14 protein-coding genes are annotated in these 22,080 nt (G+C 64.2%); 4 read left to right on the top strand and 10 right to left on the bottom strand.

The annotated features are described in order from the left end of the window. Positions 1 to 21: 21 nt before the first annotated feature. From ISG32_RS22730 to ISG32_RS22720, 3 genes are read right to left on the bottom strand one after another with little or no spacing between them, the layout of a single operon-like run. Entirely contained in the window at positions 22 to 3,207 is a 3,186-nt protein-coding gene (locus ISG32_RS22730; RefSeq protein WP_194773313.1) for a multidrug efflux RND transporter permease subunit, read from the bottom strand. Next, positions 3,204 to 6,371, bottom strand: coding sequence for an MdtB/MuxB family multidrug efflux RND transporter permease subunit (locus ISG32_RS22725; RefSeq protein WP_194773312.1), 3,168 nt, complete (start codon positions 6,369 to 6,371; stop codon positions 3,204 to 3,206). The genes ISG32_RS22730 and ISG32_RS22725 overlap by 4 nt, the downstream gene beginning before the upstream one ends. A 57-nt stretch (positions 6,372 to 6,428) precedes the next feature. Beyond that, positions 6,429 to 7,967 (bottom strand): efflux RND transporter periplasmic adaptor subunit, encoded by a 1,539-nt coding sequence (locus tag ISG32_RS22720; RefSeq protein WP_194773311.1) that lies wholly within the window; start codon positions 7,965 to 7,967, stop codon positions 6,429 to 6,431. 154 nt (positions 7,968 to 8,121) lie between these two features. Between ISG32_RS22720 and ISG32_RS22715 the strand changes: the two genes are divergently transcribed. Then, a complete protein-coding gene (locus ISG32_RS22715) occupies positions 8,122 to 8,949 on the top strand; it encodes a proteasome-type protease (protein WP_194773310.1) in 828 nt (275 codons plus the stop codon). Between the two features lie 87 nt (positions 8,950 to 9,036). Beyond that, positions 9,037 to 9,864: an alpha/beta fold hydrolase gene (locus ISG32_RS22710; protein WP_194773309.1), complete on the top strand. Its 828-nt coding sequence runs from the start codon at positions 9,037 to 9,039 to the stop codon at positions 9,862 to 9,864. A gap of 550 nt (positions 9,865 to 10,414) precedes the next feature. Here ISG32_RS22710 and ISG32_RS22705 read toward each other — a convergent pair. Next, positions 10,415 to 11,248: an undecaprenyl-diphosphate phosphatase gene (locus ISG32_RS22705; RefSeq protein ID WP_194773308.1), complete on the bottom strand. Its 834-nt coding sequence runs from the start codon at positions 11,246 to 11,248 to the stop codon at positions 10,415 to 10,417. A gap of 153 nt (positions 11,249 to 11,401) precedes the next feature. On the opposite strand from ISG32_RS22705, the gene ISG32_RS22700 reads away from it, so the two are divergent. Then, the gene (locus ISG32_RS22700) at positions 11,402 to 12,670 is read left to right on the top strand and encodes an MFS transporter (RefSeq protein WP_228530035.1); all 1,269 of its coding nucleotides are present in this window, start codon (positions 11,402 to 11,404) and stop codon (positions 12,668 to 12,670) included. Here ISG32_RS22700 and ISG32_RS22695 read toward each other — a convergent pair. The 4 genes from ISG32_RS22695 to ISG32_RS22680 form a co-directional block, all read right to left on the bottom strand. Further along, positions 12,661 to 13,869 (bottom strand): FAD-dependent monooxygenase, encoded by a 1,209-nt coding sequence (locus ISG32_RS22695; RefSeq protein ID WP_194773306.1) that lies wholly within the window; start codon positions 13,867 to 13,869, stop codon positions 12,661 to 12,663. The genes ISG32_RS22700 and ISG32_RS22695 overlap by 10 nt on opposite strands. 61 nt (positions 13,870 to 13,930) lie before the next feature. Continuing rightward, positions 13,931 to 14,932, bottom strand: coding sequence for an ADP-ribosylglycohydrolase family protein (locus tag ISG32_RS22690; protein ID WP_228530034.1), 1,002 nt, complete (start codon positions 14,930 to 14,932; stop codon positions 13,931 to 13,933). Between the two features lie 352 nt (positions 14,933 to 15,284). After that, the gene (locus ISG32_RS22685) at positions 15,285 to 18,197 is read right to left on the bottom strand and encodes an aconitate hydratase (RefSeq protein ID WP_194773305.1); all 2,913 of its coding nucleotides are present in this window, start codon (positions 18,195 to 18,197) and stop codon (positions 15,285 to 15,287) included. A 649-nt stretch (positions 18,198 to 18,846) separates the two neighbouring features. Continuing rightward, entirely contained in the window at positions 18,847 to 19,146 is a 300-nt protein-coding gene (locus ISG32_RS22680; protein ID WP_194773304.1) for an H-NS histone family protein, read from the bottom strand. Positions 19,147 to 19,531: 385 nt separating this feature from the next. Between ISG32_RS22680 and ISG32_RS22675 the strand changes: the two genes are divergently transcribed. Beyond that, on the top strand, positions 19,532 to 20,377 hold the full coding sequence (locus ISG32_RS22675) for a symmetrical bis(5'-nucleosyl)-tetraphosphatase (protein ID WP_194773303.1): 846 nt from the start codon (positions 19,532 to 19,534) through the stop codon (positions 20,375 to 20,377). A gap of 72 nt (positions 20,378 to 20,449) precedes the next feature. Here ISG32_RS22675 and ISG32_RS22670 read toward each other — a convergent pair whose 3' ends face one another. Then, the gene (locus tag ISG32_RS22670; protein ID WP_194773302.1) at positions 20,450 to 21,511 is read right to left on the bottom strand and encodes an FAD:protein FMN transferase; all 1,062 of its coding nucleotides are present in this window, start codon (positions 21,509 to 21,511) and stop codon (positions 20,450 to 20,452) included. A 19-nt stretch (positions 21,512 to 21,530) separates the two neighbouring features. Further along, positions 21,531 to 21,938, bottom strand: a complete 408-nt coding sequence (locus ISG32_RS22665; protein WP_194773301.1) for a c-type cytochrome — start codon at positions 21,936 to 21,938, stop codon at positions 21,531 to 21,533. Positions 21,939 to 22,080: the final 142 nt, after the last annotated feature.

The following is a 22,080-nucleotide window of genomic DNA, read 5'->3' as shown; positions in this document are numbered from 1 at the left end:
TTCGATGGTGTTGCGTCACGGTCATTTCCCCGTTTGAATCGCTGGCGATGTGGCAGGCGCTGGTGCTGACGAACGCAGCCAGGCGGGACGATGCGCCCAACCATTCACCACGCGATAGCGCACACGTTCAAGCAGAACGTAGACGACCGGCGTGGTGTAGAGCGTGAGCAGCTGGCTCACGAGCAGGCCACCCACGATGGCGATGCCGAGCGGCTGGCGCAGCTCCGCGCCGTCGCCGCGTCCCAGCATCAGCGGCAGCGCGCCGAAGATCGCCGCCATGCTGGTCATGAGGATGGGGCGCAGGCGCAGGTCACACGCACGGTAGATGGCCTGAGCGGGCGTGGCGTGACCGCCCTTTTCGCGCTCGAGCGCAAAGTCGATCATCATGATCGCGTTTTTCTTGACCAGCCCGATCAGCAGGATCACGCCGATGAAGGCGATCAGCGAGAACTCCGTCTTGAACAGCATCAGCGCCAGCAGCGCGCCCACGCCTGCCGACGGCAGCGTGGAGAGAATGGTGAGCGGATGCACGAGGTTTTCGTACAGGATGCCGAGCACCAGATAGATGGTGATGATGGCCGCCAGAATCAGCAGCGGCTGACCGGCCAGCGCCTGCTGGAACGCGCCCGCCGTGCCGCTGAAACTGCCGCGCACCGACACCGGCACGCCGAGCTCGGCCACGGCCTGGCGGATCGCGTCGTTGGCCTGCGAGAGCGACACGCCCTGCGCAAGGCTGTAGCTCACTGTGCTCGCGGGCGTGCCGCCCTGATGGCTGACCGACAGCGGCGTGTTGGTCGTCGTGATCTTCGCGAACGAGGTGAGCGGCACCTGCTCGCCGACGTTGTTGACGAAGAAGAAGCCACGCAGCGTCTCCGGGCTCTGCAGATAGCGCGGCGCGGCCTCCATCACCACGCGGTATTGGTTGAGCGGGTTGTAGATCACGCCGACCTGCCGCTGGCCGAAGGCATCGTTGAGCGTCGCGTCGATCTGCGACATGGTCAGACCGAGCCTCGACGCCGCGTCGCGGTCCACCACCAGCGTGGTCTGCATGCCGTAGTCCTGCACGTCGCTGTTCACGTCTTCCAACTCAGGCAGCGTTGAGAGCACCTGTCGGATGCGCGGCTCCCAGGTGCGCAGGTCGGCGATGTCGTCGGCCTGCAGCGTGTACTCGTACGAGCCAGCGCTTTGCCGTCCGCCGATGCGGATGTCGGTCTGCTTGAACATGAAGAGCCGCGCGCCGGGCTCGTCCTTGAGCTTTTCCCGCAGCCGGGTGATCACCTCGTCGCTCGACACCTTGCGCTCGGCCATCGGCTTGAGCGACATGAACATGCTGGCCGAATTGCGCTGGCCGCCGCCGGTGAAACCGGTCACGTATTCCACTGCCGGGTCCTGCTGGACGATGTCGAGAAAGCGCTTGATGCGCCGCTCCATCGCCTGAAAGGACGTCGCCTGGTCCGCGCGGATGAAGCCCATCACGCGGCCCGTGTCCTGGTCGGGGATGAAGCCCTTCTCGATCACGCGGTAGAGCTGCACGTTCAGCGCGATCACGCCAAGCAGCACCAGAATCACCAGCGGCTGGTGGCGCAGGCACCACGCCAACGTCCTGCGGTAGACGCGCATCGAGCCCGCTTCCAGACGACCGATCGCAGCGGAAAAACGCTCCCATGCGCGCATCACGGGGCCACGCGGCTTCGCCTTCTTGTCGCCTTCATCCTCCGGGCCGCGCAGCAGCGCCGCGCACATCATCGGTGTAGTGGTGAGCGACACCAGCATGGACACCAGAATCGCCGCCGACATCACCACCGCGAACTCGCGAAAGAACCGCCCGACGATGCCGCCCATGAACATGATGGGCACGAACACCGCGATCAGTGAGATGCTCATCGAGACCACGGTGAAGCCGATCTCGCGCGCTCCGTCGAGCGCCGCGCGCACGGCGGACTTGCCACGCTCCATGTGGCGCATGACGTTCTCTACCACCACGATGGCATCGTCGACCACGAAGCCCGTGGCCACCGTGAGCGCCATCAGCGAGAGATTGTCGAGCGTGTAGCCACACAGGTACATCACGCCGAACGTGCCGGTGAGCGACACCGGCACGGCCACGGCCGGAATCACCGTCGCGCGCCATTTGCGCAGGAACAGGAACACCACCAGAATTACCAGCGCAATCGAGATGATCAGCGAGCGCTCCACCTCCACCACCGACGCGCGCAGCGTGGGCGTGCGGTCGGAGACGATGGTCAGATCGATGGCCGCCGGGATGGACGCCTTGAGCTGCGGCAGCAGCGCGCGCACGCGGTTCACGGCCTCGAGAATGTTGGAGTCCGGCTGCTTGAACACCTGCAGCAGAATCGCGGGCTTTCCGTTCATCACGCCGTAGTTGCGCACGTCCTGCACCGAGTCTGTCACGTCGGCCACATCGGACAGTCGAATCGCATTGCCCGCCGACCACTTGAGCACCAGCGGCGCATAGTCCGCCGCCACGCGCGCCTGATCGTTGGTGGCCACCTGCCAGTAGTGGTCTTCGCGCTCGACCGCCCCCAGCGGCCGGTTGGCATTGGTGTTCGAGATGGCCGTGCGCACCTGCTCGAGCGACACGCCGTTGGATGCCAGGCGCACCGGATCCAGCTCCACCCGCACGGCGGGCAGCGCGCCGCCCTGGATCGACGCCTGCCCCACGCCCTCGACCTGCGAGAGCTTCTGCGCGAGCACGGTCGAGGCCGCGTCATACATCTGGCCGCGCGTGAGCGAGTCGGACGTCAGCGCGATCATCAGAATCGGCGCGTCCGCAGGATTCACCTTGCGATAGGTCGGATTGCCCGGCATGCCCGACGGCAGCAGCATGCGCGACGCATTGATCGCCGCCTGCACGTCGCGCGCGGCGCTGTCCACTGTGCGCGTCAGATCGAACTGCAGCGTGATGCGCGTGTTTCCGAGGCTGGAGTTCGACGTCATCTCGTTGACGCCGGCAATCGCGCCGAGCGCCCTCTCCAGCGGCGTGGCGACGGTTGCGGCCATGGTGTCGGGCGACGCGCCGGGCAGGCTCGCGGTGACCGAGATCGTCGGATAGTCCACCTGCGGCAGCGGCGCCACCGGCAACAGGAAATACGAAATCCCGCCCGCGAGCGCGAGGCCGATCGTCAGCAGCATCGTGGCGATGGGCCTGAAGATGAACGGCGCCGACAAGCCGGACCAGTTCTTCATGGCGCTTCTCCGAGGCGACGTTCTTCCTCCTCCTGCTCCGGATGGCTGAGCTTCACCGGCGGCAGGCCACGCTTGACGCGCCACCGCTCGACCCAGCCTTCAAACGTCAGGTAGATCACCGGCGTGGTGAACAGCGTGAGCAACTGGCTGACGATCAGGCCGCCGACGAGCGTGACGCCCAGCGGATGGCGCAGCTCGCTGCCCACGCCGGTGCCGAGCATCAGAGGCAGCGCGCCGAGCAGTGCCGCCAGCGTGGTCATCAGGATCGGACGAAAGCGCAGCATGCACGCCTGAAAGATCGCGTCGTGCGCATTGCGGCCCTCGTCGCGCTGCGCCTCCAGCGCGAAGTCGATCATCATGATCGCGTTCTTCTTGACGATGCCGATCAGCAGCACGATGCCGATGATGGCGATGATGTCGAGGTCGAGCCCGAACAGCAGCAACGCGAGCAGCGCGCCCACCGCCGCCGATGGCAGCGTCGAGAGAATCGTCACCGGATGGATGGTGCTCTCGTACAGCACGCCGAGCACGATGTACATGGTGACGATGGCCGCAAGCACCAGCAGCAGCGTGCTCGACAGCGAGGCCTCGAACGCCAGCGCCGCCCCCTGGAAATTCGCATCGACCGACAGCGGCAGTTCGCCCTCGTCGCGCATGGCCTTCATCACGTCCTGCACGGCCTTCACCGCATGGCCAAGCGAGACCCCCTGCGCGGTGTTGAACGAGATCGTCGCCGCAGGCAGCTGCCCCACATGGTTGACCGACAGCGCCATGCTGCGCTCTTCGATGGTGGCGATCGCGGTGAGCGGCACGGGCGGCCCGCTCGACGATGCGACGTAGATCGACTGCAGCGCCTCGGGCCCGAGCTTGAACTGCGGAGCCACCTCGAGCACCACGCGGTACTGGTTGGACTGGGTGAAGATCGTGGAGATCAGGCGCTGGCCGAACGCGTTGTAGAGCGCCGTGTCGACGCCCGCCACCGTCACGCCCAGACGACTGGCCTGTGCGCGGTCGATCTTCACGTAGGCCTGCTTGCCCTGGCTCTGCAGATCGGTGCTCACGTCGAGCAGCTGGTCCAGCCCCTGCATGCGTGTCACGAGCTCTTTGGTGCTTGCGGACAGCACGTCCATGTCGGGCGAAGACAGCAGCAGCTGGTACTGCGTGCGCGCCTGGCGGTCCTCGATGGTCAGGTCCTGCACCGGCTGCGCGAACAGGCGGATGCCGGGCACCTGGTTGGACTCGTCCGAGAGACGCCGCACGACGGCCGCCACGCCATCGCGCTGGCCATGCGGCTTCAGATCGATCAGCAGGCGACCGGTGTTGAGCGTGGTGTTCGTGCCGTCCACGCCGATGAAGGACGAGATCGACTGCACCGCCGGGTCCTTGAGCAGCTGATCGACCAGCGCCTGCTGACGCTCGCCCATGGCGGCGAACGAGATGGATTGATCGGCCTCGGTCGTGGCCTGGATCGTGCCGGTGTCCTGCTCGGGGAAGAAACCCTTGGGCACGGCGAAATACAGCAGCGCGGTGATCGCCAGCGTCGCGAGAAACACGATCCAGGTGAGGCCTCGATGGTCGAGCACCCAATTCAACATGCGGCCGTATTGCTCGATCATGCCGTCGAAGAAACGGCCTGTGGCGTGGTAGAGGCGGCCATGGCTTTCTTCGGGCTGATGCTTCAGCAGACGCGCGCAGAGCATGGGCGTGAGCGTGAGCGAGACCACCGCCGAGATCAGGATGGACACCGCCATCGTGATCGCGAACTCGTGGAACAGACGCCCCACCACATCGCCCATGAAAAGCAGTGGAATCAGCACCGCGATCAGCGAGATCGTGAGCGAAATGATGGTGAAGCCGATCTGCTTGGCGCCCTTCAGAGCCGCCTGCATCGGCGGCTCGCCCTTCTCCACATAGCGCGCGATGTTCTCGATCATCACGATGGCGTCGTCGACCACGAAGCCGGTCGAAATCGTCAGCGCCATCAGCGTGAGATTGTTGATCGAGAAACCCGCAAGGTACATCACGCCGAAGGTACCGACCAGCGACAGCGGCACCGCGAAGCTCGGGATAAGCGTGGCCGACGCGCTGCGCAGGAACACGAAGATCACGGCCACCACCAGCCCGATCGCGAGCATCAGCTCGACCTGCATGTCCTCGACCGAGGCGCGGATCGTCACCGTCCGGTCGGTGAGAATCTGCACGTCGAGCGACGCGGGCAGCGTTTCCTTCAGCTGCGGCAGCAGCGTCTTGATCGCGTCCACCGTCTGGATCACGTTGGCGCCGGGCTGGCGGCGGATGTTGAGGATCACGCCGGCCTGCGAGCCCTGCTCGGGATTCGCCGCCCATGCGGCAAGACGGGTGTTCTCGGCCTCGTCCACGGTGGTCGCCACGTCGGACAGGCGGATCGGGTTGCCGTTCTTGAACGCGATGATGAGATTGCGGTACTCGGCGGCGGACTGCAGCTGGTCGTTCGCGTCGATGGTGGACGCGCGTGACGGGCCGTCAAAACCGCCCTTGGCGCCCTTCACGTTGGCCGCGGCGATGGCCGAGCGCACATCGTCGAGCGTCATGCCGTAGCTCGCCAGCGCCGTGGGATTGGCCTGGATGCGCACGGCAGGCCGCCGCCCGCCCGCAATCGCCACCAGCCCCACGCCCTTCACCTGCGAGAGCTTGGGCGCGAGGCGGTTTTCGACCAGATCGTTGACGCGGATGACCGGCAGCGATGGCGAGGTGATCGCCAGCGTGAGAATCGGCGCGTCCGCCGGGTTGACCTTGCTGTAGGTCGGCGGCATCGGCAGGTCGCTGGGCAGCAGGTTCGAGCCCGCGTTGATGGCCGCCTGCACCTGCTGCTCGGCCACGTCCATCGACATGTCGAGCGAAAAGCGCAGGCTGATGACAGACGCACCGCCGGAGCTCACCGAGGACATCTGGTCGAGCCCCGGCATCTGCCCGAACTGGCGCTCGAGCGGCGCGGTGACATTGGAGGTCATCACGTCCGGGCTCGCGCCAGGGTAAAGCGTAGTGACCTCGATGGTGGGGTAGTCCACCTGCGGCAGCGACGAAATCGGCAGCAGGCGGTACGCCAGAATGCCGGAGATCAGCACCGCCACCATCATCAGGGTGGTGGCGATGGGCCGCAGGATGAAGAGGCGCGAGAGATTCATGTGGGCTGCCCGGTTGGGTGCTGCTGCGTTGCGTGCCTGTGCTGGCGCAACACCTGATCAACGGCTGGCCGCCGACGCGGGAGCCGCCGGAGCGGACGGGGCAGCAGGAGCTGAGGCGCCCTCGCGCGGTGCGGAGGCACGCTCACGCGGACGCGATGCGCCGGACTGCGGCCCACCGCCGCCGCCCGCCTCGCCGCGCGCGGCGCGCTCCTCGCGCATCTTCTGGAAGAAGGCCTTGCGCTCCTCTGGCGTCATGTTGGCCACCTTGGCGCGCACCTCGGGCGGCAGGTTGCGCGGCATGCGCGGCGCACCGGCGTTGTTCTGCACCGCCTGATCCACCTGATTGACCTTGTTGGCCGCGATATTGGACACCTGCGCACCTTCGCGCAGCCGGTCGATGCCGTCGGTCACCACCTGATCGCCGGGTTGCAGATCGCCTTGCACGCTCACCCGGTCCCCGTCGGTCACGCCAACGGTGATCTTGCGCTGGGTGACGGTGTTGTCGGGCTTGACCAAGTAAACGTAATTGTTCTGCACCGCCGTGGCGGGCACCGTGAGCGCGTTTTCGAGCAGGTTCACCTGCAGCTTCACGTTGACGAACTGGTTGGCGAAGAGTCTGGCGTCCGCGTTGTCGAACGCGGCCTTGGCCTTGACGGTGCCGGTGGTCGTGTCGATGGTGTTGTCGAGCGCGTTGAGGCGGCCCTTCGCGAGCAGCGTCTTCTGGTCTCGGTCCCACAGCTCGACGGGCAGGTCCTGCCGCTCGGCGATGCGGCGCGACAGCGTGCCCACATGCGCCTCGGGCAGCGCGAACACCGCGTCGATGGGCTTGATCTGCGAGATCGTGACGAGGCCGTTGGTGTCCGATGGGTTGACCACGTTGCCAAGATCGGACTGGCGCAGACCGAGCCTGCCCGAGATCGGCGCGGTCACGCGGGTGTAGCTCAGCTGCAGCCGGGCGGCATCGACCTGCGCCTTGTCGGACGCGACCGTGCCCTCGTACTGGCGTACCAGCGCGGCCTGGGTGTCGACCTGCTGGCTGGCGATGGAATCCTGTGCCTGCAGCTCCTTGTAGCGCTGCAGATCGAGCTGCGCGTTCTTGAGCAGCGCCTGATCGCGTTGGTAGGTGCCCTGCACCTGGTTCAGGGTCGCCTGAAAGCTGCGCGGATCGATCTCGGCGAGCAACTGCCCGGCCTTCACGTCGTCGCCTTCCTTGAAGTGCAGCTTGACGAGTTCACCGCTCACCTTGGCACGCACCACGGCCGTGGCACGTGCGCTCATGGTGCCGATGGCGCTGACCAGCACGCGCATGTCACGCTGGTCCACCACACCGGCGGACACCGGCTGCGCCTGCGCACCGCCCTGCGCGCCACGCGGGCCGCCCCGGCCGCCTGCAGCGCCCCCGGGTTTGGCTGCTCCAGCGGTCGCGGCAGTCGCGCCGGACGCATCCGCCGCCTGTTTCTTCTGGTACCACCAGTACCCGCCACCCGCCGCCAGAGTCAGCACGGCCAGAGCCGCGATCAGCCCGGCGCGCGCTCGCCCGAGTGAAAAGGGCCGAAAACGGGCGTGGAAACGGGCTGGCAATGAGCGATTGGGCATGTGTGCCTTGGGAAGGAGACGATTCTGGGCGAATGATAGCCACGCGCTGTAAACCATTGGTTAACCGCCAGTTTCCGTTTTGTCGACGCGGCAGACGCTCAAAGTGCGGGCCGACTACACTTGTCGTTTTCCGATTTTCTATTTCTGCACTGTTATGACGTACTGCGTCGCCATCAAGCTCAACGCCGGGCTGGTTTTTCTCTCCGACTCCCGCACCAATGCGGGCCTCGACCAGATCAGCTCCTTCCGCAAGATGATGGTCTATGAAAAGACGGGCGACCGCTTCATGGTGCTGCTGTCCGCGGGCAACCTGAGCATCTCCCAGTCCGTGCGCGAAATCCTGCAGGTCACCAAGCTGCGCGCGCACGACGACGAGGAGCCCATCACCATCTGGAACGCCAGAAGCATGTTCGACGTCGCCCGCGTGCTGGGCGCGGCCGTGCGCCGCGTGTACGAACGCGACGGCGAGGCGCTGCAGCGCTCGGGCGTGGACTTCAACGTGTCGATGATCATCGGCGGCCAGATCTTGGGCGAAGGCATGCGCCTCTTTCAGGTCTATTCGGCCGGCAACTTCATCGAGGCCACCGCCGAGACGCCCTACTTCCAGGTCGGTGAATCCAAGTACGGCAAGCCCGTGCTCGACCGCGTGATCAACCCCGAAACGCCGCTCGACGAAGCCGCCAAGTGCGCGCTCGTGTCCATGGACAGCACGCTCAAGTCCAACCTTTCGGTCGGTCTGCCGCTCGATCTGGTGGTCTACGAAGAGGGCCAATTCGCATCGGACAAGATTGTTTGCATCGACGAATACAACCCCTACTTCCGCATGGTCCACGAAACCTGGGGCGAGCGTCTGCGCCAGGTGTTCGACAGCATCGAAGACCCTGCGTGGAACGGCGGCATCACCGAAGTGCCGATCCGCGTGGAGCCGCACCGCAACCAGCACCTCAAGAAGATCACCGGCCCCGACGAAAAGCTGGTCTGAGCAAAGCCTGCGCGCTTGCTTGCTTACTTGATTGCTTGCTCGCTCACTCGCACAGACAGAACCCCACAAGAGACCAGCAGACCACCCATGCCCAACCGCCCCGCCATCGTCTTCTCGCACGGCAACAGCTTCCCCGGCGGCACCTACAACGTGCTGCTGAACGACCTGCGCCAACGCGGCTTCGACGTGAGCGCGGTCGACCGGTTCGGCCATGAGGAACGCTACCAAGTCACCAACAACTGGCCTCATCTGGTCCAGCAACTGGCCGACTTCGCGGGTGAACAGGTCGAGCGCACGGGGCAGAAGGTCTACCTCGTGGGCCACTCGCTGGGCGGCATCCTGAGCCTCATGACCGCCGCACGCCACCCCGACCTCGCCTGCGGTGCACAGCTTCTGGACTCCCCCATCCTCAGCGGCTGGCGCGCCAGCGCCGTCAACATGGTCAAGCGCGCGCAGGTCGTGGGCTCGCTCTCTCCCGGCAAGATCAGCCGCGCCCGCCGCAACACCTGGGCCTCCACACAGGAAGCCTTTGATCACTTCCGCCACAAGAAAGCCTTCGCCCGCTGGGACGAGCGCGTGCTGTGGGACTACGTGACGCACGGCTTGGTCGACAGCGCCGGGAAACGGGTCCTCGCCTTTGACCGCGCGGTGGAAACGGCGATCTACAACACCCTGCCCCACAACCTCGCCCCGCTGCTGAAGAAGCACCCGCTGCAATGCCCGGCGGCCTTCATCGGTGGTCTGGAGTCGGTGGAGATGCGTCAGGTGGGCATGGCGCTCACCCAGCGCGTCACGGCAGGGCGCATCATGATGATCGACGGCAGTCATCTGTTCCCTATGGAGCAACCGCATACCACGGCGGCTGCGGTGGAGGCTTCTTTGCGCAATCTGGCCGAGGTGGTGCTTCGGGGGTGATGGGGCATCTTATTGCTGCCTTGTTGAGGGCAGAGGCCGGGAGTTCCGCCCGGCGGCGGAGTCACTTTTTGCTTGCGCGCAAAAAGTAACCCAAAACGCGCTTTCAATACCCGCGGCAGAACTCGCTTTGCGCTGCGCGCGCCGCTCGGGCAACCGCCGCGAGCTAGATATTTCATAAGAGGTGTGTTCGGCACTTTGCTTCGCTCGTGCCGGGCATCTCGCGACTTCGCGAGATGCTGGTGCGCCAGTGCTGCACGATTTTGATTGGCTCGTTGGATCACCGTCGCTCAAAAGAGCAGTGGGCATTTGCCGCCTAACCCAACTCAGCAAGCACCCCGGCACGAGCGAAGCGAAGTGCCGCAAATACCTCTTAGTTAAGCACTAGCTCGCGGCGGTTGTCCGAACGAAGCGACGCAGTCGCGCAGTGAGTTCTGCCGCGTGACCCCGCATTCAAAGCGCGCTTTTGGTGACTTTTCGCGCGCAAGCGAAAAGTTACTCGCCCGCCGGGGCGAGACCCGGCCTCCGCCCTCAAACCAAGAACAGAAAAAAATCAAGCCTCAGACCAAGAAACCACCCCAGTCCAAGCAGTGATCAAAACGATCACACCAAACACAATCCGGTAATAAGCAAACGGCACAAAGCTGTTCGAGCTGATGTACTTCAGCAACCACCGCACGCACAGCCACGCACTGATGAACGAAAACACCAGCCCCACGGCAAACAACGGAATGTCGGCAGTGGAAAGCAGCGCCCGCTCCTTGTACAGGCTGTAGACGCCCGCACCGATCAGCGTGGGAATCGCCAGAAAGAAAGAAAAATCAGTGGCCGTCTTGCGCGAAAGGCCGAGAAACATGCCTCCGATGATCGTCGCGCCACTGCGGCTCGTGCCCGGAATCATCGCAAGGCACTGCACCAGACCGACTTTGAATGCGTCCATCACCGTCATCTCGTCCACCGAGTTCACGCGCGCGACGGTTCCGCCCGCGCTGCGCTTTTCGGCCCAGAGGATGATGAAGCCCCCCAGAATGAACGTCGTCGCGACCACGGTGGGCGTGAACAGGTGGGCCTTGATGAACTTGCCGAAAATCAGCGCCAGCACCACTGCAGGCAGAAAACCGACGAGCACGTTGAGCGCGAACTTCTGCGCGCGGCGCTCGGTGGGCAGCTCGACGATGGTGGACTTGATGCGCTCCCAGTAGACGAGGATGACCGCGAAGATCGCCCCCGTCTGGATCGCGATGTCGAAAACTTTCGCTTTCTCGCCATGAAAGCCGAGCAGCGCGCCCGCAAGAATCAAATGACCGGTAGAAGAGATGGGAAGGAATTCGGTCAGCCCCTCGACCACACCCATGATGGCGGCCTTGAGCAATAAAAGCAGATCCACGTTGATATCCAGAATTCAGGCGAAGGTGCTGATTATGTGCGGTTCAGGTTACAAAAAGCCCCTGCACCAAGCGTATAGCCTCATGCGGAACGTAAGCAATTGCAGCACACTGCCTGCATGCCCCCAATGCGGGGGCTGGCAATGTCGCAACCCATGACCAATCCAACGCCCGAACCGACCCAAGCCCCAGGCCCCGCAACCGCCGTCTGGGCCATGCTGCTCGCGCTCACCGCGGGCTTTGCGCTGAGCAACGCCTATCGCACCGTCGCCGCAATTCTGGCAGCGCCACTGTCCAGCGAGCTGGGCCTTTCCCCGCAGGCACTGGGCATTTTCGCTGGCAGCTTTCATCTCATGTTCGGTGCGATGCAGCTGTTCATGGGCATCGCCATCGATCTCTGGGGCGTGCGCCGTACGGTGCTGCTGGCCTCGCCGCTCGCCATCCTCGGCGCAGCGATCTCAGCGACTGCACCGGGTTACGGAGTGCTGCTGATCGGTCAGGCGCTCATCGGCATCGGCTGTTCGCCCGCGTTTCTCGCCTGCACGGTATTCATCTCGCGGCATTTTCCGGCGTCCCGATTCGCTTCGGTGTCGGGCATCGCGATGACGGTCGGCACACTGGGCATGCTGTTCACCGGCACGCCGCTCGCATGGTTGGTACAGAGCACAAGCTGGCGCATGGCCTTCACGGTGCTGGCCGTGATGTCGGCCGTCGCCTGGCTCTGCATCTGGCGCACGGTGCACGAGCCAGCTCCGCCCGCGGGCGCCGAAGTGCGCAAGGAAAGCATCGGCGAGGCCGTGGCGCGCTTTGGCTCGCTGTTCATGATTCCGCACACTTGGGGCATCGTCGCGCTGGGCTTTGTCTGTTACGCGGCCTTCATCAGCCTGCGCGGTCTCTGGCTGGGGCCGCTGTTGATCAGCCGTTATGGCTTCACGCTGGTGCAAAGCGGCAACGTCGCGCTCGTGCTGTCACTTGTCGCGCTCTGCGGTCCGATGGCATTTGGCCGCCTCGATCCCGGCCCCGCGCACCGCAGGCGGTGGCTGGTGGTCTGCACCATGCTCTTCGCCGCGTTGTTCGCAGTCATCGGCATTTCGCACGACGCATGGAGCAACATCGCGGCCGCGCTCGCCGTCGGTTTTCTCTCAGGCTATCTGATCCTGCAATACGCCGACGTGCGCAACGCCTATCCCGCAGCCCTCACCGGTCGCGCGATGGCGGCCTTCACCATGGCGATGTTCCTCGGCATCGCGGCCATGCAATGGTTCACCGGCCTCATCGCGTCCTTGGCCGAGGCTCGGGGGCTGGAGCCCTTCGGCCCGGTGATGTACGGCATCGCCGCACTGCTGGTGCTGGCCGCGCTGGCGTTCACGCTGCTGCCCTCACCGCCCGGGCCGTCGACCGCGCTGCAACAGCCTCAAAGCTGACTGACCCCCGCACCATCACCGCGATACAGCCATGGCACATCCAGCAGCCGCTCTCCAAGCAGCCGCAGCGACATGTCGCGCCCGAAACGCACAAAGCCCGTGGCGTGAAAAATCCGGCCATTGCGCCGCGAGCGCTCCTGCACGCGTGCATTGCGTTGCCAGCGGTTGAGCGCATAGCGGCGAAGACGCAGATCGACCTCCAGGTCGTGCATGGACAACGCCCGCTGCAGCTCCGCCGCATCCTCGATGGCCATGCCCGCGCCCTGCGCGAGATACGGCCGCATCGGGTGCGCCGCGTCGCCCAGCAGGGCAACAAGCCCCTGCGCCATCTCCTGCGGTCCGCGCACCGGGGGGCGATCCGACAGTGGCCACAGCCGCCATCCGCCGCTGACTGACGGCACCGCGCGGATCAGCTCCTGCAAAGGCGCGCAGGTCTGCGACAGCGCGGATTCCAGATCGCCTGCGTTCGCCGCATGGTCCCAGTGATCCAGATCGGCTGGCGCCTCGCCATGCCGGATCGCCACCACGTTCATGAGCTCGCCCCGACGCAGCGGATACTGCACCACATGCAGCCGAGGCCCCAGCCAAGCGGTGACCTGCTGCGTGCGCAGCGCCTGCGGCAGATCCGCCTGCCGCACCACCGCGCGATAAGCGAGATGCCCCGAGCTGCGCGTGGCCGTCTCTCCCAGCAAACGCGCCCGCGTGCCACTGCGCAGCCCGTCCGCGCCGATCAGCGCATCCCCTTCGACCAAAGTCCCGTCCTTCAACCGCACGGTGACCACACCATCGCCCTGCTGATGGTGCTCCACCGACTGATCCAGATTGAGATGCACGGTGGGCCGGTGCTTCACCGCGTTGAGCAGCAGCGCGTGCAGATCGGCCCGGTGGATCGTCGCATAGGCCGCCCCGTAACGCGCAATCACGGAAGCCCCGAGCGGCAACGCCGCCAGCTCGCCGCCCGAGACCGCGCTGCGCACCTGCAGCCGATCCGGGAACGCCGCCACCGCCTGCAACTCGCGATGCAGCCCCCAGGCCTGCAGCCGGCGCACCACGTTCGGTCCGATCTGCACCCCCGCACCCACCTCGGAAAACGCAGGCGCGCGCTCGAACAGCCGCACCTCCCACCCCGCAATCTCCGCCGCCAACGCCGCCGCCAGCCCACCAATACCGCCTCCGGCCACCAGAATCTGTTTTTGCATGGACAGGATTGTGATGTGGCTACGCAAGGGAAGACAAACAGAATGGAAATAGTCGCCTGATTCAGGTCGATACTGGGCCCGCGCCCGCCAGCCGAGCCGACAGTCCCCCGGCAATGGTTCGCAACCGAGCCGCGCCCTCCAACCGCGCCATGGCTTCCGATGGCAAGGCCAAGTCACCACGGGCCGCACCCCAAATGCCACCCGCCATGGCCCCGATGGTGTCCACATCGCCACCCAGCCTTCGAATGAAGTCGAGCATCAACAGGAAGTCCTCACGAACAAACCGCGCCGCGATGTAGACGGCCGTCAGGCAAGAGTCCACCGCCGAAATCCCGTTGCCAAGCTGGGCGCGCACCGAGCGAGGCCCAGGCTGAAGATGCAAAGGCAAATCCAGCCAGCGCTGCACATGATCGAGCTTGCTGCTCCACTCCGAGGGCTCACGCAGACCGGCCAGCGCCACCACAGCATCCAGTCCATCAGCCCCACGGATCGATTCACCCCCACCATCCAGTGCCCGAATCACCGCGGCAGCCACCAACGCCGCTCCATCCTGCGCCCGCACATGCCCGTGCGTGATTCCGGCCTGGGCCCGCGCCAGTTCAACCGCAGCCGCGCCGCTCGCGTCATCGGCCAAGCCAAACAGTACGGCCACATGCGCACGCATCGCACCGCCATTCCCCCATGACCCCTGCCTGAACACCGCCACATTCGCCCGCTGCCACGGCATGCCGGCGCGGATCTTCCGAAGCAGCTTCGCCGCCCCCGGCCCATAGCCCCGGTGCCAGACATAGCTCCCGGCAAACCGCGCGGCCACGTCATCCGCCACAAATCCGTCGCAGGCCAACAACGACTCGGCAAGATCGATGCTCATCTGCGTGTCATCGGTGAAACGCATCTCACCCGCACGCGTGCGCCCGATCACGCCCCACAGCCCACGCTCCAGCCACCCACCCTCAAACGGTGCCCCCTGCGCATCCCCCAACGCCCCGCCCAACAAACACCCAGCCACGCGCCGCGACACATCGCTAGACGATCCGTCATCCATCAACAAGTTTTGGTGCATGCCGCGATTGCAATCGCAAGCGAAAAATAGGACAAATGAAGGAGTAGCGAGCGCAAGCGCGAGCCCCCGGCACGAGCGCAGCGAAGTGCCGCAAACACCTCTTCAGACTGACTTGCGGCAAGCTGTTTGAACGGAGCGACGCAGTCGCGCAGAGAGTTTTGCCGCAGGTATTGAAAGCGCGTTTTTGATTACTTTTTTGCGCGCAAGCAAAAAGTGATTGCCCCGCCGGGGGCAGTCCCGGCCTCCGCCCCCAACAAACGAGCAGAAGCAGACATGGAAACCGAACACCAGCCCCCAACCCTCCCCCGCCAAGCGGGAGGAAGATCAAGAAAGGAAGCGAAACCCGGCCGGCTCAGTCAGCCAGCAACTGCCTCAGCACATAAGGCAGTATCCCCCCATGCCGGTAATAATCCACCTCAATGGGCGTATCGATCCGCAGCTTCACCACCACCGTCTTGCGCGTCCCATCAGGCCGCGTGATGATCAACTCCGCATCGCTCTGCGGCGCCAGATCCGCAGCCGGAACGACATCGATGAACTCGTTGCCCTCCAGCCCCAGCGACTGCCAGCTGTCGTTGCCGAGGAACTGCAGCGGCAGCACGCCCATGCCCACCAGGTTGGAGCGGTGAATCCGCTCGAAACTGCGCGCGACCACCGCCTTGATGCCCAGAAGCTGCGTGCCCTTGGCCGCCCAGTCGCGGCTCGAGCCCGTGCCGTATTCCTCTCCCGCGAGAATCACGGTCGCGCGGCCTGCGGACTGGTACTTCATCGCGGCATCGTAGATCGGCATCTTGGTGGTGCCGCCGTCATCGTCGCGGTACAGCGTCAGGCCGCCCTCCTCGCGTGAGCCGTCGGGCAGCGCCGGAATCATCAGGTTCTTGATGCGCACGTTCGCGAACGTGCCGCGCATCATCACCTCATGGTTGCCGCGACGCGAGCCGTAGCTGTTGAAGTCGGCCTTCTTCACGCCATTCTCGAGCAGCCATTTGCCCGCCGGTGAGGTCTCTTTGATCGAGCCTGCCGGCGAGATGTGGTCCGTGGTGATCGAGTCGCCGAACAATGCCATCACGCGCGCATCGCGCACCGCGTAGGGGCTGCCGGTGGTGACGGCCGGCTCCTTCAAGTCGAGCGCGAATCCGTCGAAGAACGGCGGCTCGGCGATGTAGGTGCTGTCGGGCCAGGTGTAGGTGCCGCCGGTCACGCCCTTGATCTTTTCCCAGAGCTTGCCGGGCTCGCTGCTGACCTTCTCGTAGTTCGCGCGGAAGGCCTTGCCGTTCATCGCGAACTTCATGAGCTTCTGGACCTCGTCGGTGGTCGGCCAGATGTCGCCCAGATAGATGTCGCGGCCCTTCTTGCCCTTGCCTACGGGCTCGGTCATCAGGTCCTTGCGCACATTGCCTGCAATCGCGTAGGCCACCACGAGCGGCGGGCTCGCCAGGAAATTGGCGCGGATGTTCGGGTGGATGCGCGCCTCGAAATTGCGGTTACCCGAGAGCACGGCCGCACAGACCAGATCGTTCTGCTGGATCGCCGCGTTGAACTCCGGCAGCAGATCGCCCGCATTGCCGATGCAGGTGGTGCAGCCATAACCGGCAATCGAGAAGCCCAGCTTTTCCAGATACGGCAGCAGACCGGACTCGGTGAGGTACAGCGTGACCAGACGCGAGCCCGGGGCAAGCGAGGTCTTTACATGCGGCTTGACCGTGAGCCCCGCCTCGACGGCCTTCTTGGCGAGCAGGCCGGCGGCCAGCATCACGCTCGGATTCGAGGTGTTCGTGCAGCTCGTGATCGCGGCGATCAGCACGTCGCCGTTGTGCAGATCCACCTGATCGCCCTCGACCGCCGCGACGTTCGCATCGGCGGTCCTGAGGCTTTGCGGCTGGTCGTCCACCACCGGCGTGTTGGCCACCATTTCCACCACGTTCTGCGGCGCGCCTGCGGGAATCGGCTTGTGGTTGGGCTCGGCGAACTCACCCTTGCCGTTGATGCGCACGCTGTAGGTCTTGTCGAGCTTGTCGATCGAGAGGTTGAAGCCGTTCTGCGCGGCGGGCGCCGTGAACAGCTCGGTGAACTTTTCGGCCACATGACCGATCTCGATGCGGTCCTGCGGGCGCTTGGGGCCCGCGAGGCTCGGTGCGACCGTTCCCAGATCGAGCTTGACGACGTGCGAATAGTCGATGTCGCCCGGATTGGCCACGCCGAAAAGACCCTGAGCCTTGAAGTAAGCCTCGAACGCAGCGATCTCGCCCTTGGTGCGGCCGGTGCCCTCGAAGTATTCAATGGTCTTCTCGTCCACCGGGAAGAAGCCCATGGTCGCGCCATATTCCGGCGCCATGTTGCCGATGGTCGCGCGATCAGGCACCGAGAGACTCCGCGTGCCCTGGCCGTAGAATTCGACGAACTTGCCGACCACCTTTTCCTTGCGCAGGATTTCGGTCACCGTGAGCACCAGATCGGTCGCCGTCACGCCCTCACGCAGCTTGCCGGTGAGCTCGAAGCCCACCACATCGGGCGTGAGGAAATACACCGGCTGGCCCAGCATCGCCGCCTCGGCCTCGATGCCGCCCACGCCCCAGGCCACCACGCCGATGCCGTTGATCATCGTGGTGTGGCTGTCGGTGCCGACCAACGAATCTGGATAGTAGACATCGCTCTTGGTCTTGTGAACGCCGCGCGCCAGATACTCCAGATTCACCTGGTGCACGATGCCGAAGCCCGGCGGCACAACGCCGAAGGTATCGAAGGCCTGCATGCCCCATTTCATGAATTGGTAGCGCTCCTGGTTGCGCTGGAACTCGAGCTTCATGTTCAGGTCCAGCGCGTTCTTGCTGCCGTAGTAGTCGACCATGATCGAGTGGTCCACCACCAGATCGACGGGCACGAGCGGCTCGATGGCCTTGGGCTTCTTGCCCAGCGCCTGCGCGGTGCTGCGCATGGCGGCCAGATCGGCAAGCAGCGGCACGCCGGTGAAGTCCTGCAGCACGACGCGGGCGACGACGAAAGGAATTTCATCGGTGCGCTCGGCGTTGGGCTTCCAGTTGGCAAGCTGCTCCACATGCTCGGGCATCACCTTCTTGCCGTCGCAATTGCGCAGCACCGATTCGAGCACGATGCGCAGCGACACCGGCAGGCGGTTCACATTCGGGAAGCGCTTGGCGAGCTCGGGAAGGGAGTAGAAGCGGTCCTTGGAAGACTTGCCGGAACCGGCAGCAAAGGACTTGAGAGTGGATTCAAAGGCGTGGCGTGATTCGTGGGTCTTGGCCATGGTGGGGGCTCCATTTGAAGTCGTCAGCTCACATTCTGGCAGTCACCGCGATGTTTCGCCATCGCACGAAAATAACCGTGTGACGGCGCAGGCCTGTCCGTTCAAAAAACCTTTTCCGACAAGCGTTTAGCGGGGCTCGCAATGCCCGATATCCGGCAAGCCCCTACATGAATCGTGAAAATCGGATTGCAAACGAGTGCACGCCCACTCAATGCAAGCGCTTGAAAGTTCCATGTTCCAAATCAATTGGCAGGGGTGTCCATCTCCAATGGGATATCACGAATCGAATGGTTCCCATGAGCACGGCCGATTCAGAAACACCTCCAAAGTTCAATCAGAAAAGTTAACCAGACTTCCCATATAGCATTGATGGAAGATCCGAAAATGACATCGGCATTGCACCGCTGTCGCCCACCCGCCATGCACTAACACAGCCAGCACCACCTTGGAGATAAGCAATACCCACAATGGCGCAGTCCGCATTCAATCGAAACCCATAGGCCGTGAATTGCCAATAATTGAGGCACACGGCAATTGACCAAAAGAAAAGTCCGCATTAAGCGGACTTTTTCTCTGGAATCGAAGATCCCGGCAAATCACCCCAACCCGTGCGACGCGGCAACGGACCTGCTGGGGTTGACTCAGCGAATCAAATGGCGAACTGTTCGCGATCCTGGTTCTGAATCCACTTGGGAGCCTTGCCGCGGCCAGTCCATGTCTCGCCGGTTTCAGGGTTGCGGTACTTGGGAGCAACCTTCACGCCCGAAGTGGCGGAGGCGCCGCGCGAGCCGCGACCTGTAGGGAAAACATCCTGAGCGGTCAGGCCATATTCAGCCACCAGACTGCGCACTTGCGCCACTGCAGCCGAAAGCTCCTGGCGACGCGCGTCATTGATTCGTTTTTCAAGGTCTTCGCGTTGCTTCAGAAGGTCTTTGTAGCTATCTGTCATGGTTGTGCCAATCAAGTGAAATTAATGAATGTGGAGGGATTATATAAACAAAACCCCGCCCTCATTCAATATGGGGAAAATTCACGGATTCTTTACATGCACGCCGGGCAAGGCACAAACGGGGAGCATATGGATGCCATTTGAAATCCACCGTTCTGAGCAGTCCGCTCATGCATGACATCTGCAATGATCCTCCTCATTGATTCAGATCGTTACTAATCTGCGCATTAACACCCAGCTTCGTCCCGTCAATTGACCACGCAGACACGCCCGCCTGGAAAGCCTGGCCAGCGAAGATCTTATTTACACAGGAATCCCAGAGTGTCATCCTGAGAGACAATTCGTTCCAAGTTCCCATTGCCGACACTCAACGAACTCCCACTTCATGGCCAATTACTTTATCGGCGACATTCAAGGTTGCCATGCCGCTTTCATACGCCTGCTGGAACGCATCGATTTTTCCGCCAGTCGCGACACGCTTTATCTGCTGGGCGATCTCGTCAATCGCGGACCCGACTCGGCGGGCGTTCTGCGCCGGGCGATGGAGCTGGGCGACAGCGTGCGCGCGCTCCTTGGCAATCACGACCTTCACCTGCTGGCGGCAGCGCATGGCGCACGCCATCCATCCCGCCGCGACACTCTGGCGAGCGTGCTCGACGCAAAAGACCGCGACGCGATGCTGGAATGGGTGCGCCACCAGCCCTTGGCGCGCTCGTTCTCGTTGAACGGCGAGCGGATGCTCATGGTGCATGCGGGCGTGCTCCCGCAGTGGAGTTTCGACGACACGCTGGCCTATGCCGACGAAGTGCGGCAGTTGCTGCAGGGCCCGGACCTGTACGCGTTTCTGATGGAGATGTACGGCAACCTGCCCGACCGCTGGAGCGATGATCTGCGAGGAGCGGACCGGCTGCGCGTGATCATCAATGCGCTCACCCGGTTGCGTTTCTGTTCGTGCGACGGAGTCATGGATTTCGACAGCACCGAGAGCGCCGCCACGCCCCCCGACGGCCTGATGCCCTGGTTCGACGTGCCCGGCCGCCGAACGGCCGACACGCTGGTCGCGTTCGGCCATTGGTCGACGCTCGGCCTCGTGAACCGCCCTCACCTGCTGGCGCTCGACACCGGCTGCATCTGGGGTGGATGCCTGAGCGCGATGCGCATCGGCACCTCGCTCGCGGACCGCGAACTGTTCGACGTGGAATGCGAACAGGCGCAGAAGCCGGGCAATTGAGCTCCCTGAAGGACTTCGCACCCGTTTCACGCGCTGCGGTAGACATGCTGCCCGTGGGCAGCTCACTTGCGGCTACGCCAGCCGCGTTCGCATTCCTTCGGACAGCCAATGCGAACCGTCGCCGAGCCCCGCCATCACATCGACCGCAGGGTGGCGCGCGCCAAACGTCTTCAGGGCCGTCGGGCCGGTCACCATCAGCGCTGCGCCCCAGCCGTTGACTTCCTCCATCCGTTCAGCCCTGAGCGCCACGCCATGCACGCCCTGCACCGGCCAACCGGTGCGCGGATCGAGGACATGGTGCAGCCTGCGGCCGTCACGAATGAACGCCCTTTCGTAGTCGCCCGACGAAGCCACGATGCCGCGCCCCGCCAGCGACAGACTGCCAAGCAACCGCTGCGGCGCATTCGGATCGCGCACACCGACGCGCCATGGCGCGCCATGTTGGGTTCCGGAGATCAGCACATCGCCGCCACCGTTGATCAGCGCGTCGCTCAGACCCGCGCGCTGCAGGCTTTCGAGACCGGCCTGCAGAATCGGCAGCTTGGCGACGCCCCCCAGATCAAGCGCCATGCCCTCGCGCCGCAGAAACGCGGTCCCGGCGGACGGGTCCAGAACCAGATCGCGCATGCGAACCAGCGCGATCTCGCGCGCCACCTCGGCGTCCGTCGGCATGCGCTCATTGCCGGGCTCAAAGCTCCAGCCACGGACCGCACCGATCGTGATGTCGAACGCACCGTCGGTCTGCTCATGCAGGCGCTTCGCCTGCTGCATCACCGCCATCACCTCGGGGGATACACGGGTCGGCGCGCGACCCGCCGATGCGGCGATGCGGCCGATCTCGCTGTCGCTGCGGTAACGGCTCATGCGCTGCTCGAGAACCTGCATGTGCGCGATGGCCGCGTCGATGGCCTCGAAAAGCAGCGGCAGCTCCCCGGCATTCCGCACGGGCACCATCACGTCAACGCGCGTACCCATCAGCGCCCGACGGCGTTTGGCCAGGCGCGCTGCGGACGGAGCCCCGGCATCCGCAGCAAAAGCCCCATGCGGCAATGCTCCAAGCAATGGCAGCGCCAGAACCATCCGCCTGCGCGCATTGATCGTCAGGTCAGGGCGCACGCGATCCTGTGTCGTCATGAGGCTTCCCTCCGTCCCATCACTTCGACAGACCGACCATGTGGTCCACGGCGGCCTTCACATCGTCGTCCGACATGGTCGGGGCACCGCCGCGCGCGGGCATCGCGCCCTTGCTGCCGTTGAAGCCTTCGATGGCGTGCTTGTAGAGCGTGTCCGCACCCTGCGCGATGCGAGGGGCCCAGTCTTCCTTGTCGCCCACCTTGGGAGCGCCAGCCACGCCTGAGCCGTGGCACAGCGCGCAGGTCTTGTTGTAGGCGCTCTTGCCCAGTGCGTTTTCGGGCGCAGCCGGAGTGGCGGCGGGCGCAGGCGCTGGTGCCGCCGCAGGGGCCGGTGCCGGAGCGGGCGCTTGCGGCGGCTCGTTCTTGCCGCAGGCGGCCAGCGTCAGGACCAATGCCATCGATGCCAGTTTGAATGTCGTGGAGCTCATCTCTCTCTTCCCTTCATTGTTGGAAAACCCATCGATTGCCATGCATTCCCGCAACCGTGTGGAAAGTGTGATCTTTTTCACCTATTAGTAACTTGATCCAAATTAAGGAAAAAAAGCAGTTCAGATGTGACGATTCATTACC

The organism is Diaphorobacter caeni (assembly GCF_015354245.1).
In the GTDB taxonomy this organism is placed as follows: domain Bacteria; phylum Pseudomonadota; class Gammaproteobacteria; order Burkholderiales; family Burkholderiaceae_C; genus Diaphorobacter_A; species Diaphorobacter_A caeni.
The sequence above is the reverse complement of the archived record's forward strand: the minus strand, read 5'-3'. Positions and strand labels throughout refer to the sequence as shown.